10 protein-coding genes are annotated in these 14099 nt (G+C 66.7%); 5 read left to right on the top strand and 5 right to left on the bottom strand.

What is annotated here, in order from left to right; genetic code table 11:
• Positions 1-187: 187 nt before the first annotated feature.
• The 4 genes from ACFVWG_RS37660 to coxB all read right to left on the bottom strand — a co-directional run bounded on the left by ACFVWG_RS37660 (position 188) and on the right by coxB (position 4599).
• Positions 188-1420, bottom strand: a complete 1233-nt coding sequence (locus tag ACFVWG_RS37660) for an Ig-like domain-containing protein (RefSeq protein WP_391548309.1) — start codon at positions 1418-1420, stop codon at positions 188-190.
• 130 nt (positions 1421-1550) lie between these two features.
• Positions 1551-1946: a cytochrome c oxidase subunit 4 gene (locus tag ACFVWG_RS37655; RefSeq protein ID WP_391548284.1), complete on the bottom strand. Its 396-nt coding sequence runs from the start codon at positions 1944-1946 to the stop codon at positions 1551-1553.
• Positions 1943-3709, bottom strand: coding sequence for a cytochrome c oxidase subunit I (gene ctaD / locus ACFVWG_RS37650; RefSeq protein WP_391548283.1), 1767 nt, complete (start codon positions 3707-3709; stop codon positions 1943-1945). Before ctaD ends, ACFVWG_RS37655 begins: the two co-directional genes overlap by 4 nt.
• Positions 3706-4599: a cytochrome c oxidase subunit II gene (gene coxB, locus ACFVWG_RS37645; RefSeq protein WP_391548282.1), complete on the bottom strand. Its 894-nt coding sequence runs from the start codon at positions 4597-4599 to the stop codon at positions 3706-3708. Before coxB ends, ctaD begins: the two co-directional genes overlap by 4 nt.
• Before the next feature lie 94 nt (positions 4600-4693).
• Between coxB and ACFVWG_RS37640 the strand changes: the two genes are divergently transcribed.
• From ACFVWG_RS37640 to pulA, 5 genes are all read left to right on the top strand, one after another.
• On the top strand, positions 4694-5809 hold the full coding sequence (locus ACFVWG_RS37640) for a cysteine desulfurase family protein (protein ID WP_391548281.1): 1116 nt from the start codon (positions 4694-4696) through the stop codon (positions 5807-5809).
• Positions 5806-6018 carry a sulfurtransferase TusA family protein gene (locus tag ACFVWG_RS37635; protein WP_391548280.1) on the top strand — a complete coding sequence of 71 codons (213 nt, stop codon included), beginning with the start codon at positions 5806-5808 and terminating at the stop codon, positions 6016-6018. The genes ACFVWG_RS37640 and ACFVWG_RS37635 overlap by 4 nt, the downstream gene beginning before the upstream one ends.
• Before the next feature lie 13 nt (positions 6019-6031).
• Positions 6032-6586, top strand: coding sequence for a GNAT family N-acetyltransferase (locus tag ACFVWG_RS37630; RefSeq protein WP_391548279.1), 555 nt, complete (start codon positions 6032-6034; stop codon positions 6584-6586).
• On the top strand, positions 6583-7299 hold the full coding sequence (locus tag ACFVWG_RS37625; RefSeq protein WP_391548278.1) for an NAD-dependent deacetylase: 717 nt from the start codon (positions 6583-6585) through the stop codon (positions 7297-7299). Before ACFVWG_RS37630 ends, ACFVWG_RS37625 begins: the two co-directional genes overlap by 4 nt.
• 141 nt (positions 7300-7440) lie before the next feature.
• Positions 7441-13083 carry a pullulanase-type alpha-1,6-glucosidase gene (pulA, locus tag ACFVWG_RS37620; protein ID WP_391548277.1) on the top strand — a complete coding sequence of 1881 codons (5643 nt, stop codon included), beginning with the start codon at positions 7441-7443 and terminating at the stop codon, positions 13081-13083.
• A gap of 97 nt (positions 13084-13180) precedes the next feature.
• On the opposite strand, the gene ACFVWG_RS37615 is transcribed toward pulA, so the two are convergent.
• Positions 13181-14083: a diacylglycerol/lipid kinase family protein gene (locus tag ACFVWG_RS37615; RefSeq protein ID WP_391548276.1), complete on the bottom strand. Its 903-nt coding sequence runs from the start codon at positions 14081-14083 to the stop codon at positions 13181-13183.
• Positions 14084-14099 lie beyond the last annotated feature (16 nt).

Here is a 14099-nt window from a genome sequence, read left to right as displayed (position 1 = left end):
CTCTATTCGCGCCGTACCTATCCCCTTTGCATCCCCTTCTCGGGCTTCGCTTTTCACCCCTTTTCTGACGAGCCATTTTGTTTCCCCCCCCCCCCCCCCCCCACCAGCGGCAATCCGTGGACCCGGACTCGCTACTCCGCCGGCGGCGGCTGGCAGGACGCGAGTCTGATGGCCCTTTAGAGCGCCCTTAGAGAGCGGAGCCCTGCTTGTACTTGGCGTAGGGGAAGTTCCAGTCGGCCCAGCCGTTGCCCTCGGTCATGTACTTGGTGGTTCCGGTGACGACGATGGGGTCGCCGCGCAGGGTCTGGTTGTAGAACCACTGGGCGTTGGCCAGGCTCATCCCGACGCAGCCGTGGCTGACGTTGGCGCTGCCCTGGGCGCCGTTGGACCAGGGGGCGCCGTGGACGAACTCGCCGGAGCTCGTCACCCGCTGGGCCCACTTCACGTCGCTGATGTTGTAGTAGTTCGGGTCGCCCGGCTTGAGGCCGATCGTCGCCGCGTCCATCCGCTTGGTGGTGAACTTCTCCATGATCACCTTCACCCCGCTGCGGGTGGTGAACCCGTCCTTGCCGGCGGTGATCGGGATGCTGCGGGCGAGCTTGCCGTTGATGGTGACGGTCATCGTGTGCTTCTTGACGTCGACCTTGCTGACGACCGACTTGCCGATCGCGAACTTGATCTCACGGCTGGCCGAGCCCCAGGTGCCGTTGCCCGCGTTGACCCCGGCGGTGTCGATGTTCACCGTCACCTTGGTACCGGCCGGCCAGTAGACCTTCGGGCGGTAGTTGACCTGCTTGCTGTTCAGCCAGTGCCAGGTGCCTTCGACCGGCACCGACGTGGTGACCTTGAGCCGCTTCTCGACCGCCGCACGGTCGGTGACCGGGTTGTTCCAGTAGATCTGGATCGGGAGCGCGACACCGACGGTCTCACCGTTCAGCGGGACGACCGAGGCCTTCAGGTTCTTGGACGCCTTCAGCGTGCTGAACGTCGAGGAGATCGGCACGGTGGCGCCGTCGGTACCCTCGGCCGTACCGCTCACCGTGTACGTCGCTCCGGGCTTGACGCCCGGGCCGGCCGTCCACACCGTCTTGTCGGCGTTCAGGGTGCCGTCGACGGTGTCACCGTCGTCGTCCTTGAGCGTGACCGACTTGATCGTGCCCACCGAGGTGGTCACGGTCACCGGCTTGTCGGGTGCGACCGCCTTGGCGCCCTTGGCCGGAACCACCGCGATGGTGGCCGCGGCCGGGTTGTCCGACGGTGTCGTCGAAGGACCGGAGGACGTCGATCCACCCGGTGTGTTGCTGCTCTGTGCGGCACCAGGAGCGGGGTTGCCGCCTGCCTCGGAGTCGCTGCACGCCGTCCCGGCCAGCAGCAGCACCGCGATACCCACCACGGCCAGACCGTGTTTCCTGCTCACCATTCCCCAGTTCTCCCCTGTATCCATCGACCGCCGCCCAGAGTAACCCGTCGTTCATCAGACGCACGAAAGCGCCGCCCGGTTGGGACCGGACGACGCTTGTTTTCGCGTTCAACTAGTGACCGGTGGTCACTCAGTGTGCGTGGTCACCGCGGTAGTACTCGAAGATGAACCCCGACAGGGTGACGATCCCGATCCCGCAGCCGGCGATGAACAGCCACCAGCCGAAGACGATCCCGAGCGCCACGATCGCCATCGTCGCGGCGGTCCACAGCGGCCACCACGAGTGCGGCGGGAAGAAGCCGAGCTCACCGGCGCCTTCCACGATCTCGGCGTCCTTGCGGTCCTCCGGACGGGCGTCCATCCGGCGGGCGGTGATGCTCAGGTAGAACGCGATCAGCAGCGACAGGAAGAACGTCATCACAAGTGCGGTGGTCCCGGTCGGGTCCCCCGACATCAGCCAGTAGATCGGCGTGACGACCAGCACGAACAGGCTCAGGATCCCGAAGACCCAGGCTTCGACCTTCACGCCTCGTCCTTCCCCTCGTTCTTCGCCGCGTTCTCCTCGAGCAGCGCGACCCGGCCCTCGTCCTCACCGGCGTCCAGCAGGTTGTCCGCTCCGGCCCGGTTGGCCGGGTACTCGGCCAGGGCCAGCTCGGGGTGGTGCAGGTCGAACGCCGGGCTCTCGGACCGGATCCGCGGCAGCTTGTCGAAGTTGTGCCGCGGCGGGGGCGAGCTGGTCGCCCACTCCAGCGACCGGCCCCAGCCCCACGGGTCGTCGACGTTGACCTTCGGCGACTTGCGGGACTTGTAGACGTTGTAGAAGAACGGCAGCATCGACAGACCGAGGATGAAGGCACCGACGCTGGAGACCTCGTTCAGCGTGGTGAAACCCTCGTTCGCCCCGTACGACGCGTAGCGCCGCGGCATGCCCTCGACACCCAGCCAGTGCTGCACCAGGAACGTCGTGTGGAAGCCGATGAACAGCAGCCAGAAGTGCAGCTTGCCGAGCTTCTCGTCGAGCATCCGGCCGGTCATCTTCGGCCACCAGAAGTAGAACCCGGCGAACATCGCGAACACCACGGTGCCGAAGACCACGTAGTGGAAGTGCGCGACCACGAAGTACGAGTCGGACAGCTGGTAGTCCAGCGCCGGCGAGGCCAGGATGATGCCGGTCAGGCCGCCGAACAGGAAGGTCGTCAGGAAGCCGACCGCCCAGAGCATCGGCGTCTCGAACGAGACCGACCCGCCCCAGATGGTGCCGATCCAGTTGAAGAACTTCACGCCGGTCGGGACCGCGATCAGGAACGTCATGAAGGAGAAGAACGGCAGGTTCACCGCGCCGGTGACGAACATGTGGTGCGCCCAGACCGCCACCGACAGGACGGCGATACCGAGCGTCGCGGAGACCAGGCCGATGTAGCCGAACAGCGGCTTGCGGCTGAAGACCGGGAGGATCTCGGTGATGATGCCGAAGAACGGCAGCGCGATGATGTAGACCTCGGGGTGCCCGAAGAACCAGAACAGGTGCTGCCACAGCAGTGGACCACCGTTCGCGGCGTCGAAGACGTGGGCGCCGAGACTTCGGTCCGCCTCCAGCATCAGCAGCGCGCCGGCCAGGATCGGGAAGGCGATCAGGACCAGGATCGAGGTCACCAGGATGTTCCAGGTGAACATCGGCATCCGGAACATCGTCATCCCGGGGGCGCGCATGGTGATGATCGTGGTGACGAAGTTGACGGCACCGAGGATCGTGCCCAGACCGGCCAGGTACAGACCCATGATCCACAGGTCACCGCCGACGCCCGGCGAACGGACCGCGTTCGACAGCGGGGCGTAGGCGAACCAGCCGAAGTCGGCCGCGCCGCCCGGGGTGAAGAAGCCGCTGATCGTGATCGTGCCGCCGAACAGGAACAGCCAGTAGCTGAACATGTTGAGCCGCGGGAACGCGACGTCGGGGGCGCCGATCTGGACCGGCATGATCACGTTCGCGAAGCCGACGAACAGCGGCGTCGCGAAGAGCAGCAGCATGATCGTGCCGTGCATCGTGAAGAGCTGGTTGTAGACCTCTTCGTTCACGATCTGCAGACCTGGCTTGGCCAGCTCGGCCCGGATCAGCAGCGCCATCACGCCGCCGATCAGGAAGAAGATGAACGACGTGATCAGGTACATGTGGCCGATCAGCTTGTGATCGGTCGTGGTCAGCCACTTGACCGCGAGCTGGCCCTTGCTGCGTCGCCGCGGCAGCGCTGTGCTCCCGACAGCGCCACTGCGCTCGGCGTAGCCGCTCATTTCCCGCCCTCCTGCTCACCGTGACCGGGGATCGTGGTGGCGTCCTGGCCGCCGACGGCGGCACCGGTCTGACCGCGGTCGGCCAGCTCCTTGAGGTGCTGGTCGTACTCCGCGCGGGTGACGACCTTGACGGTGAAGATCATCCGGCTGTGGTAGAGCCCGCAGAGCTCCGCGCACTTGCCGGCGAACGTCCCGGTCTTGGTCGGCGTGACCTCGAACCGGTTGGTCCGGCCCGGGATCACGTCGAGCTTGAAGTAGAAGCTCGGTACCCAGAAGGAGTGGATGACGTCCGGCGAGGTCAGGTCGAAGTGCACCGACTCGTTCACCGGCAGCCACAGCTCCGCGGGCTTGTCGAGCGTTCCGGTCTCCCAGACGCCCTGCTGCCCGTTGACCTGGTCCTTGTAGTTGAAGGTCCACTGCCACTGCTGCCCGACCACGTTCACGGTGTGCTGCGGCGTGGCCGACATCTTCGTGATCTGGTTGCCGTGCTCGACGGTGTAGAAGAAGAGCACGCCGATGATCGCGAACGGCGCCAGCGTGTAGAGCACCTCCAGCGGCAGGTTGTAGCGCACCTGCTTGACGGGCTCGTCACCGCGTTTGCGGTACCGCACCACGACGTACAGGATCAGGGCCCACACCGCGACGCCGACGATCAGCGCTGCGATCCACGCACCGATCCAGAGGCTGCGGACAGCCTCGGTCCGGTCTGACGCGCCCTCAGGAAGACCGAGTCGCTTCCACTGCTCAGTGGTCTCCGACGAGCAACCGGTCAGCGCAACGGCGCCGAGCACCGTTGCGGCCGCGGCCAGTAGCCGTCGTTTCGCCGGACGTGTGGCGCGGGCAGTGTCTGCCATGCGCTCCTCCACTCCGGACGTGCCGTTCGAACCCACGGGGCGCCTTTCCCTTCCCAAGTGAGACTGACGACCAAACACTACTGGACAGCATTCGCCTGTTTGCGCACAGGTAGCCCTTAGCGTTTCCCCTATGAATGAGCGTGCGTACCTCGACGCCGCATCGGCGGAGCCTCTGCATCCGGCCGCGCGGGAAATGTTGCTCTCGGCAGTGGATTCCGGGTGGGCCGATCCGGTGCGTCTGCATCACGAGGGAAGGACGGCCCGGCTGCTGCTGGACAACGCGCGGGCGGTGCTTGCCCAAGGCGTCGGAGTGCGCCCGGACGAGCTCTACCTGACCACCTCCGGTACGGCGGCCATTCACGCGGGACTGAGCGCCGTACTGGCTGCTCGGCGACGGGTGGGGACCGCCGTGGTCCACAGTGCGGTGGAGCACAGCGCCGTACTGCACACGGCTGGTGATGCCGGTGTGGAGGTCGGGGTGGACATGCTGGGGCGGGTGGATCTGGACGCGTTCGCCGCGGCAGCGCGGCAGCCAGGTGTGGCGGTGGCGGTGTTGCAGTCGGCCAATCATGAGGTGGGGACTCGGCAGCCGGTTGCGGCGGCTGCAGAGGCGTGCGGTGACGTGCCGCTGTTCGTGGATGCGGCGGCGTCGCTGGGGCACGACGTGGTGCCGGGTGGGTGGTCGGTGCTCACGGCAAGCGCTCACAAGTGGGGCGGGCCGGCCGGTGTGGGGCTCCTGGCGGTTCGCAAGGGCACTCGGATCGCTCCGGCCTGGCCGATGGACGAGCGGGAGGACGGTCTCTCCCCCGGGTTCCCTGACGTGCCCAACCTGCTGGCGGCCGCGGCGGCACTGCAGGCGCGGCTGGCTGAGGCTGGTGAGCTCGACGGGCAGCACCGGGCGTGGATCGCGGAGATCCGGGCGCGGGTGGCGGCCGACGTACCAGATGTCGAGGTGGTGGGCGATCCGGACGACCGGCTGCCGCACGTCCTCACCTTCTCGTGTCTCTACGTGGACGGTGAGGCTCTGGTGACCGCACTGGACGCTGAGGGCTTCTCTGTCTCCAGCGGCTCCGCCTGTACGTCGAGTACGTTGCGACCGTCACATGTGCTGGCGGCAATGGGTGTGCTGACGCACGGCAACGTGCGGGTCTCGCTGGCCCGGACGACGACGTACGGCGAGATCGACCGGTTCTGCAGGGTGTTGCCGGGGATCGTGCAGCGGATCCGGGCGGAGGTGGGGATGTGAACCTCGAGCTGGACTGCCGTGGGCTGCTCTGCCCACTCCCGGTGATCAAGCTGGCCAAGGCGTTACCGACTGTCGCCGTCGGCGACACCATCACCGTGCTGGCCGACGATCCGGCCGCCGCGACCGACATCCCGGCCTGGTGCCGGATGCGGTCGCAGCAGCTCGTTTCCGCGGCCGAAAATGTGTATGTGGTCCGGCGGGTGAGCTGACACACTCCGGCGGGTGACGGACTTCTCCTACAAGCCCACCTTGACCGGTGAGCTCGTCGTACTCCGACCTGTGACCGAGGACGACTACGCGGCACTCGCCGTCGCGATGGCCGATCCGGATGTGACCCGGCTGACCGGGAGCCATGGGGAGATCGGCGAGGAGAAGGCCCGGCAGTGGTACCGGACCCGTCAGGCCCAAACTGACCGGTTGGACCTCGCGATCGTGGACAAGGCCTCCGGAGAGGTCGTCGGTGAGGCGGTGCTCAACGACTGGGACGCGGACAACCAGTGCTGCAACTTCCGGATCCTGATCGGGCCGGCCGGTCAGGGCCGCGGGCTGGGTACGGAAGCGACCCGGCTGATCGTCGGCTACGGCATCGAGGAGATCGGCCTGCATCGGATCAGCCTCGGGGTGTACGCGTTCAATCCGCGGGCGCAGCGTGCGTACGAGAAGGCTGGGTTCGTCGTCGAGGGCGTGTTCCGGGATGCGCTGCGGTGGGACGGCCAGTGGGTTGACGAGGTGATGATGTCGGTGCTGGCGACGGACTGGATACAGTCCGGTGCGTGATCGACGCTGACCGCATCGCCGTACTGACCGGAGCCGGCATCTCGACCGCCTCCGGCATCCCGGACTTCCGCGGGCCGCAGGGGCTGTGGACGAAGAACCCGGCTGCCCAGGCGATGTTCGACATCGACGAGTACGTCGCCAGCCGAGCTGTGCGCGTGGAGGCGTGGAAGTTCCGGCTGGCCGCACCGGCCTGGACGGCTGAGCCGAACGCCGGCCACCTCGCACTGGTCGAGCTGGAGCGCCAGGGTCGGCTGACCGGTCTGGTCACGCAGAACATCGACGGTCTGCACCAGAAGGCCGGGTCGTCACCAGAGCTCGTTCACGAGTTGCACGGCACGGTCTGGTTCGTCGACTGCCTGCAGTGCGAGCGGCGGATCCCGATGGCCGACGTACTCCCCCGGCTGGACGCTGGTGATGAGGACCCGGCGTGTGAGGTGTGTGGCGGCATCCTGAAGTCCGCCACGGTCTCCTTCGGCCAGTCACTCGATGTGGCCGTCCTCGACGCAGCAGTCGCTGCTACTGAGGCAGCTGACGTGTTTGTCGCGATCGGCACCTCACTGCAGGTCTACCCGGCCGCAGGTCTCTGCGACATCGCCCTGAAGGCCGGCAAACCGCTCATCATCCTGAACGCGCAGGAGACGCCGTACGACGAAGAAGCGACGACCGTCCTGCGCACGCCGATCGAGACCACGTTGCCGTCTCTGATCGCCTGATTCGGCGGAGCAGTGGCAGCCCCTTCGACAAATCGGCAATGACCACTGGGCGCGCGCAGTTCTTTTGTGACGTTCGAAGCCTTCCCCACCTCTGGACCGCGGGCTAGCGTCCCCGGCAGACCGGCTCTGGAGGGGACAGCGATGAGTGGTGTCAGGCGTTGGGTTGCGGGGGTCGCTGCGGCGGCGATGGTGGTGCTCGGGCTGGGGGCTCCCGCACAGGCTCAGGTGACGGCCGAGCGGGTGATCACGTTGGCCGGCTCACTGCAGAGTGAGCTGGGCTGTCCAGGCGACTGGGACCCCGCCTGTACGGCGAGCAGTCTCGGCGCGGCGGCGCCGTACACGAAGGTGTTCGACGTGCCGGCTGGCTCGTACGAGTACAAGGTGACCGTCAACGGGGGCTGGGACGAGAACTACGGCGCCGGTGGGGTGCTGAACGGGGCCAACATCCCGCTGCGGGTCGAGGGACCGGCCAAGCTGTCGTTCAGCTACGACGACAAGACACATGTGGTGTCGGTGAAGCCGGTGGACCTGGCCGGTGCGCAGGTGACGGCTGCTGACAAGGCGCTGGCGTCACCCAGCCTGCGGCAGGACCTCACCAAGGAGCGGTTCTACTTCCTGATGGCGGACCGGTTCGCCAACGGGGACAAGAGCAACGACTCCGGCGGTCTGACCGGTGACCGGCTGCAGACCGGGCTGGACCCGACCGACAAGGGCTTCTACCACGGTGGTGACCTCACTGGGGTCATCCAGAAGCTCGACTACATCAAGGACCTCGGTACGACGTCCATCTGGCTCACGCCGTCGTTCAAGAACCGGCCGGTGCAGGGCACGGGTGCTGACGTCAGCGCGGGCTACCACGGCTACTGGATCACCGACTTCACCCAGATCGATCCGCACCTCGGCACCAACGCGGACATGAAGCGGCTGATCGACCAGGCGCACCGCAAGGGCATGAAGGTCTTCTTCGACATCATCACCAACCACACCGCCGACGTGATCTCCTACCAGTCCGGTCAGTACGGCTACATCCCGAAGTCCACGTCGCCGTACAAGGACGCGGCCGGGAACGTCTTCGACGACAAGACCTACGCCGGTGGGGACACGTTCCCACCGCTGGACCGGAACACGTCGTTCCCGAACGTGCCGGTCTTCAAGACGCCGGCCGACGAGACCGTGAAGGTCCCGGCCTGGCTGAACGACCCCACGCTCTACCACAACCGCGGTGACTCGACCTTCGCCGGCGAATCGGCCGAGTACGGCGACTTCGTCGGTCTGGACGACCTGTTCACCGAGCAGCCGCGGGTGCGGGACGGGATGATCGACGTCTACAAGACCTGGGCCGAGCTCGGCATCGACGGCTTCCGGATCGACACCGTCAAGCACGTCAACCTCGAGTTCTGGCAGAAGTTCTCCCCGTCGATCCTGGCGGCGGCGAAGGCTGCCGGGTCCAAGAAGTTCTTCATGTTCGGCGAGGTGTACGACGCGGATCCGAAGTTCATGTCGACCTACACGACCGCCGGTGCCCTGCAGGCGACGCTCGACTTCGGGTTCCAGCAGAACGCGGTGACGTTCGCCAAGGGCGATCCCGCGACCAAGCTGCGCGACCTCTACGCGAACGACGACTACTACACCGATCCGGACTCCAACGCGTACCAGCTGCCCACGTTCCTCGGGAACCACGACATGGGCCGCGTGGGCACGTTCCTCAAGCAGGGCGGCGCCAACGGGCCGGAGCTGCTCGCCCGCGACAAGCTGGCGCACTCACTGATGTACCTGACCCGTGGACAGCCGGTGGTGTACTACGGCGACGAGCAGGGCTTCACCGGGCCGGGTGGCGACAAGGACGCCCGGCAGGACATGTTCGCGACCAAGACGACGGACTACGCCGATGACGAGGTCGTCGACGGCACCGGTACGACGACGATCGGCAGCAAGGACCGGTACGACGTCAGCTCGCCGATGTACAAGCACATCGCGGCGCTGGCTCAATTGCGCTCCAGGTACCCCGCGCTGGCCGATGGACGGCAGGTGCATCGGTACTCGTCGAACACCGGCGGGCTCTACGCGTTCAGCCGGATCGGTGCGGACAACGTGGAGTACCTGGTGGTTGCCAACAATGCGACCACGGCCAAGTCCGCGACGATTCCGACGTACGGGTCGAACACGTGGCTGAAGCCGGTCTATGGCGGCTCGCGGCCGATCCAGACCGACCGTGAAGGTCGGGTACTGCTCAGCCAGCCGCCTCTGTCGGTGACGGTGTACCAAGCTTTGAAGAAGGTGCCCGCGCCTTCCAAGGCACCTGCGGTCTACTTGAGCGCGCCTGAGCCGGGTGGTGTCGTAGGTGGTCGTGCTGAGATCAGTGCGGCCGTTCCGGCCAACACGCCGGTCACGGTGACCTTCGGCTATCGCCCAGTCGGTACGACGACTTGGAAGCGACTCGGCTCGGACGACGCCGCGCCGTACCGGGTGTTCCAGGACGTCAGCGGACTGCCGAAGGGGACGCTGCTCGAGTACCGCGCGGTGTTGCGGGACTCGGCGGGGCACTACTCGGTCTCCGGCTCGTACGGCGTCGTTGGCGACGCACCGAAGCCAGGTGGCGGCGGTGATACCGGACCGGTCGTACAGCCGGCCAACGTGAGTGTGCCGGGCGACCACAACAGCGAGATGGGTTGTGCGGCGGACTGGTCGCCGGACTGCGACCAGGCGCAGCTGACACTCGACCCGAAGGACAAGGTGTGGAAGGGCACCTACACGATCCCGGCGGGCGAGCACGCGTACAAGGCGGCGCTCAACAAGAACTGGGACGTGAACTACGGGGCCGGGGGCAACCTGAACGGCGGCAACATCTCCTACACGGCTCCGGACGGCCCGGTGACGTTCTACTACGAGCAGGGACGGCACTTCGTCACCTCCAGTGCGGAGGGACCGATCATCACGGTGCCTGGCTCGTTCCAGTCCGAGCTGGGCTGTCCGGCCGACTGGGACCCGTCCTGCATGCGACCCTGGCTGACGGACGCCGACGGTGACGGCACGTACACCTGGTCGACGAGTGAGATCGGAGCGGGCAGCTATGAGGCCAAGGTTGCACACAACCTGTCGTGGGACGAGAGCTACCCGGCTCAGAACATTCCGATCACCGTGCCTGGTGACGGGCTGGTCACCACGTTCTCGTACGTGCTCGCGACCCACACTCTCACAGTGACGACCGCCAAGCCCGGTGCACAGCCGGACCTCAACCAGGCCAAGGCCTACTGGCTGTCGCGCGACACTCTCGCCGTACCGGCTGTTGCACACCCGGAGCAGTCCCGCTGGCGGCTGCACTGGTCGACGACCGGCGGGCTGAAGATCGACGCGGACGACATCGGCGGTACGTCGGTGGGGCTGCGCTACGACTCGCGTGAGGTGAAGCCCGGGTACACGACGCTGCGGCTCGACCATGCGGACGTCCGGAAGATTCTGACCGGACAACTCGGACTGGCTCAGTACGACGACACAGGTCGGCTGCTGGATGCGACCGGCGTACAGATCCCTGGTGTGCTCGACGACGTCTACAGTGCGGCCACCAAACGCTCGTACGGCGTCACGTGGAGCGGGAGCTCGCCTACCTTCACGGTGTGGGCTCCTACTGCTCAGAAAGTCAGTCTGCTGGTCGGCTCCCAGACTGTCGCGATGCACCTGAACGACGACGGCTCCTGGAGTGCCAGTGGACCACGGTCGTGGAAGAACGCGTCGTACCGGTACGAGGTGACGGTGTACGCGCCGAGTACCCGAAAGGTGGAGACGAACGTCGTCACCGATCCCTACTCCACCGCGCTGACCACTGACTCGGCGTACTCGGTCGCAGTGGACCTGAACGACCCGGCCGGGAAGCCGACGCTGTGGTCGAGCACAGCGGCGCCGAAGCTCGCGCAGTCCGTCGACTCGACCATCTATGAGCTGCATGTCCGGGACTTCTCCATCAGCGACCCGACAGTGCCGGCTGCGCATCGCGGGACCTACCTGGCCTTCGCGGACAACGGGAACGGCACCAAGCACCTCAAACAGCTCGCGGACGCCGGACTGAACACGGTGCACCTGCTGCCGACGTTCGACATCGCGTCGATCCCGGAGACCGGGCAGCAGACGCCGGCCTGCGATCTGAAGGCGCTACCGGCCGACTCCGAGCAGCAGCAGGCCTGTGTGAGCGCAGTGGCGGCGAAGGACGGTTTCAACTGGGGCTACGACCCCTTCCACTGGCTGGCGCCTGAGGGCTCCTACGCGACGCAGAAGGACGGTCTCGCGCGGGTCGCCGAATTCCGCACCATGGTCGGCGGACTGCACAAGTCCGGACTGCGCGTCGTACTGGACCAGGTCTTCAACCACACGCCCGCGGCCGGACAGGCACCGACGTCGGTGCTGGACAAGATCGTGCCTGGGTACTACCAGCGGCTGAACGCGACCGGAGGCGTGGAGAACTCGACCTGCTGCAGCAACATCGCCACCGAGCACGCCATGGCCGAGAAGATCATGGTGGACGGCACCGTGAGCTGGGCCCGCAACTACCACGTCGACGGCTTCCGCTACGACCTGATGGGTCATCACACCAAGGCCAACCTGCTGAAGGTGCGGGCCGCACTCGACAAGCTGACGCTGGCCAAGGACGGTGTCGACGGCAAGCGCATCTACCTGTACGGCGAGGGCTGGAACTTCGGTGAGGTCGCCAACGACGCCCTGTTCGTGCAGGCGCGCCAGGGCAACCTCGGCGGAACCGGGATCGGTACCTTCTCGGACCGGCTCCGGGACGCGGTCCGTGGCGGCGGTCCGTTCGACGACAACCCGCGGGTGCAGGGCTTCGGCTCCGGAGCGGCCAGTGACCCCAACGGCGACCCGATCAACGGCTCAGCCGCGGACCGGGCCGAACGCCTCGCTCACGACACCGATCTGGTCCAGCTGGGACTGGCCGGCAACCTGCGGTCGTTCAGCTTCCGCTCCGCAGAGACCGGTACGACGGTCCGCGGTGACGGGGTGGACTACAACGGCTCCCCCGCCGGGTACGCCGATCAGCCGGACGAGGTGGTCACGTACGTCGATGCCCACGACAACGAAACGCTCTGGGACACGCTGACGTACAAGCTGCCGACGACAATGCCGATGGCGGACCGGATCCGGATGAACACCCTGTCGCTGGCAACGACCGCACTAGCACAGACGCCGTCGTTCTGGCACGCAGGTGCCGATATGCTGCGCAGCAAGTCGCTGGACCGGAACTCCTACGACTCCGGCGACTGGTTCAACACGCTGGACTGGACCGGCGCCGACAACGGCTTCGGGCACGGTCTGCCGCCGAAGACCGACAACGAAGCGAAGTGGCCGTACATCAAGCCACTGCTCGGCAATCCGGCGCTCAAGCCCAGTGCGGCCGACGTAGAGACCGCATCAGCGGCCGCTGCCGACCTGCTCAAGCTCCGCTTCTCCACACCGCTGTTCCGGCTCGGTTCAGCGGACCTCATCAACGCCAAGCTCAGCTATCCGCTGAGCGGCTCGACTCCCGGCGTTGTCACGATGCGCATTGACGACACCGTCGGCCCGAACGTCGACCCAGCGCTCAAGGGCGTGCTGGTCGTCTTCAACACCACGGGCTCGGCCGTCACGCAGACAGTGCCCGGACTGGCCGGTCAGACGCTCACGCTCTCCCCGGTCCAGGCCAACGGCAACGATCCGGTCGTCAAGCAGACCACGTGGACCGCTTCGTCCGGCACGGTCCAGGTGCCGGCGCGCACAGTCGCCGTACTGGTGCAGAAGTAGTCAGGCGAGGAGACCGGCCAGCACATGGCCGGTCTCCTCCGTCAGTAGCCGCGGTGTACGCCCTTGGCGACCAGGTCGTCGAGAACTGACTGCATGGTTAGCCCTTCGGGACTCGGACGAGGAGGGACGACGGGTCCACCTCGGCGGTGAGGATGCGGCCGGGGTCGATCATGTCGCCGTCCAGCTGACGGCGAATGGTCCGGTCACTGCGGACCTGGATGCGCTTGCCGGTGAAGCGTTCGATGTCGCGCTCCCGCCAGCGTTTGACGACCAGGCTGAGGACCAGCCGCGGCCAGTGACTAACGCGTTTCGGCGCCAGGATGACGACGTCGATGAGGCCGTCGTCGGCGTGCGCGTCGGGCAGCAGCGGGATGTTCGCCTGCAGGGTGCCGACGTTGCCGATCACCACGGTGCGGGCGCGGCGGCGGATCGGCGGCTGGTCGTCGACGGTCAGCTCGAGCCGGAACGCCGGGTGGTTCAGGTTCTTGATCGTCGAGATCACGTACGCCGCCCAGCCGACCCGCTTCTTCAGGTCGTCCGGGGCGTCGTCGATGATCGCGGCGTCGAGCCCGAGCCCGGCCATCACCACGAACCGGTCGTCCGGCAGGTCGTCGCCGGAGATTCGCACGCTGTCGATCTCGCGTTCGGTTCCGTCGAGGACCTCGTCGAGCGCGGTCTCCATCACCAGCGAGATGCCGAGGTTGCGGGCCAGCAGGTTGCCGGTACCGGCCGGCAGCACCGCGACCGCGATCCCGGTGCCGGCCAACTCCGAGCAGACCACCCGGACCGTTCCGTCACCACCGGCCACCAGGACCAGGTCGACCGCCGCGGCGATCGCTTCCTGAGCCATCGCGACCCCTGGGTCGTCGGCCGTGGTCTCGAACCACGACACCGCGCCGGCGCCACGGGCGGTCAACGCCTCGCCGACGGTACGACGGAACTGCTCGACGTCGGCCTGCTTGATCGGGTTGACGATCACGGCCGCGTGCAAAGAACTCACCTGATTTTGTCCGTCC

This window comes from Kribbella sp. NPDC058245, from assembly GCF_042882005.1.
Classification (GTDB): domain Bacteria; phylum Actinomycetota; class Actinomycetes; order Propionibacteriales; family Kribbellaceae; genus Kribbella.
This window is presented reverse-complemented; position numbering and strand designations above follow the sequence as displayed.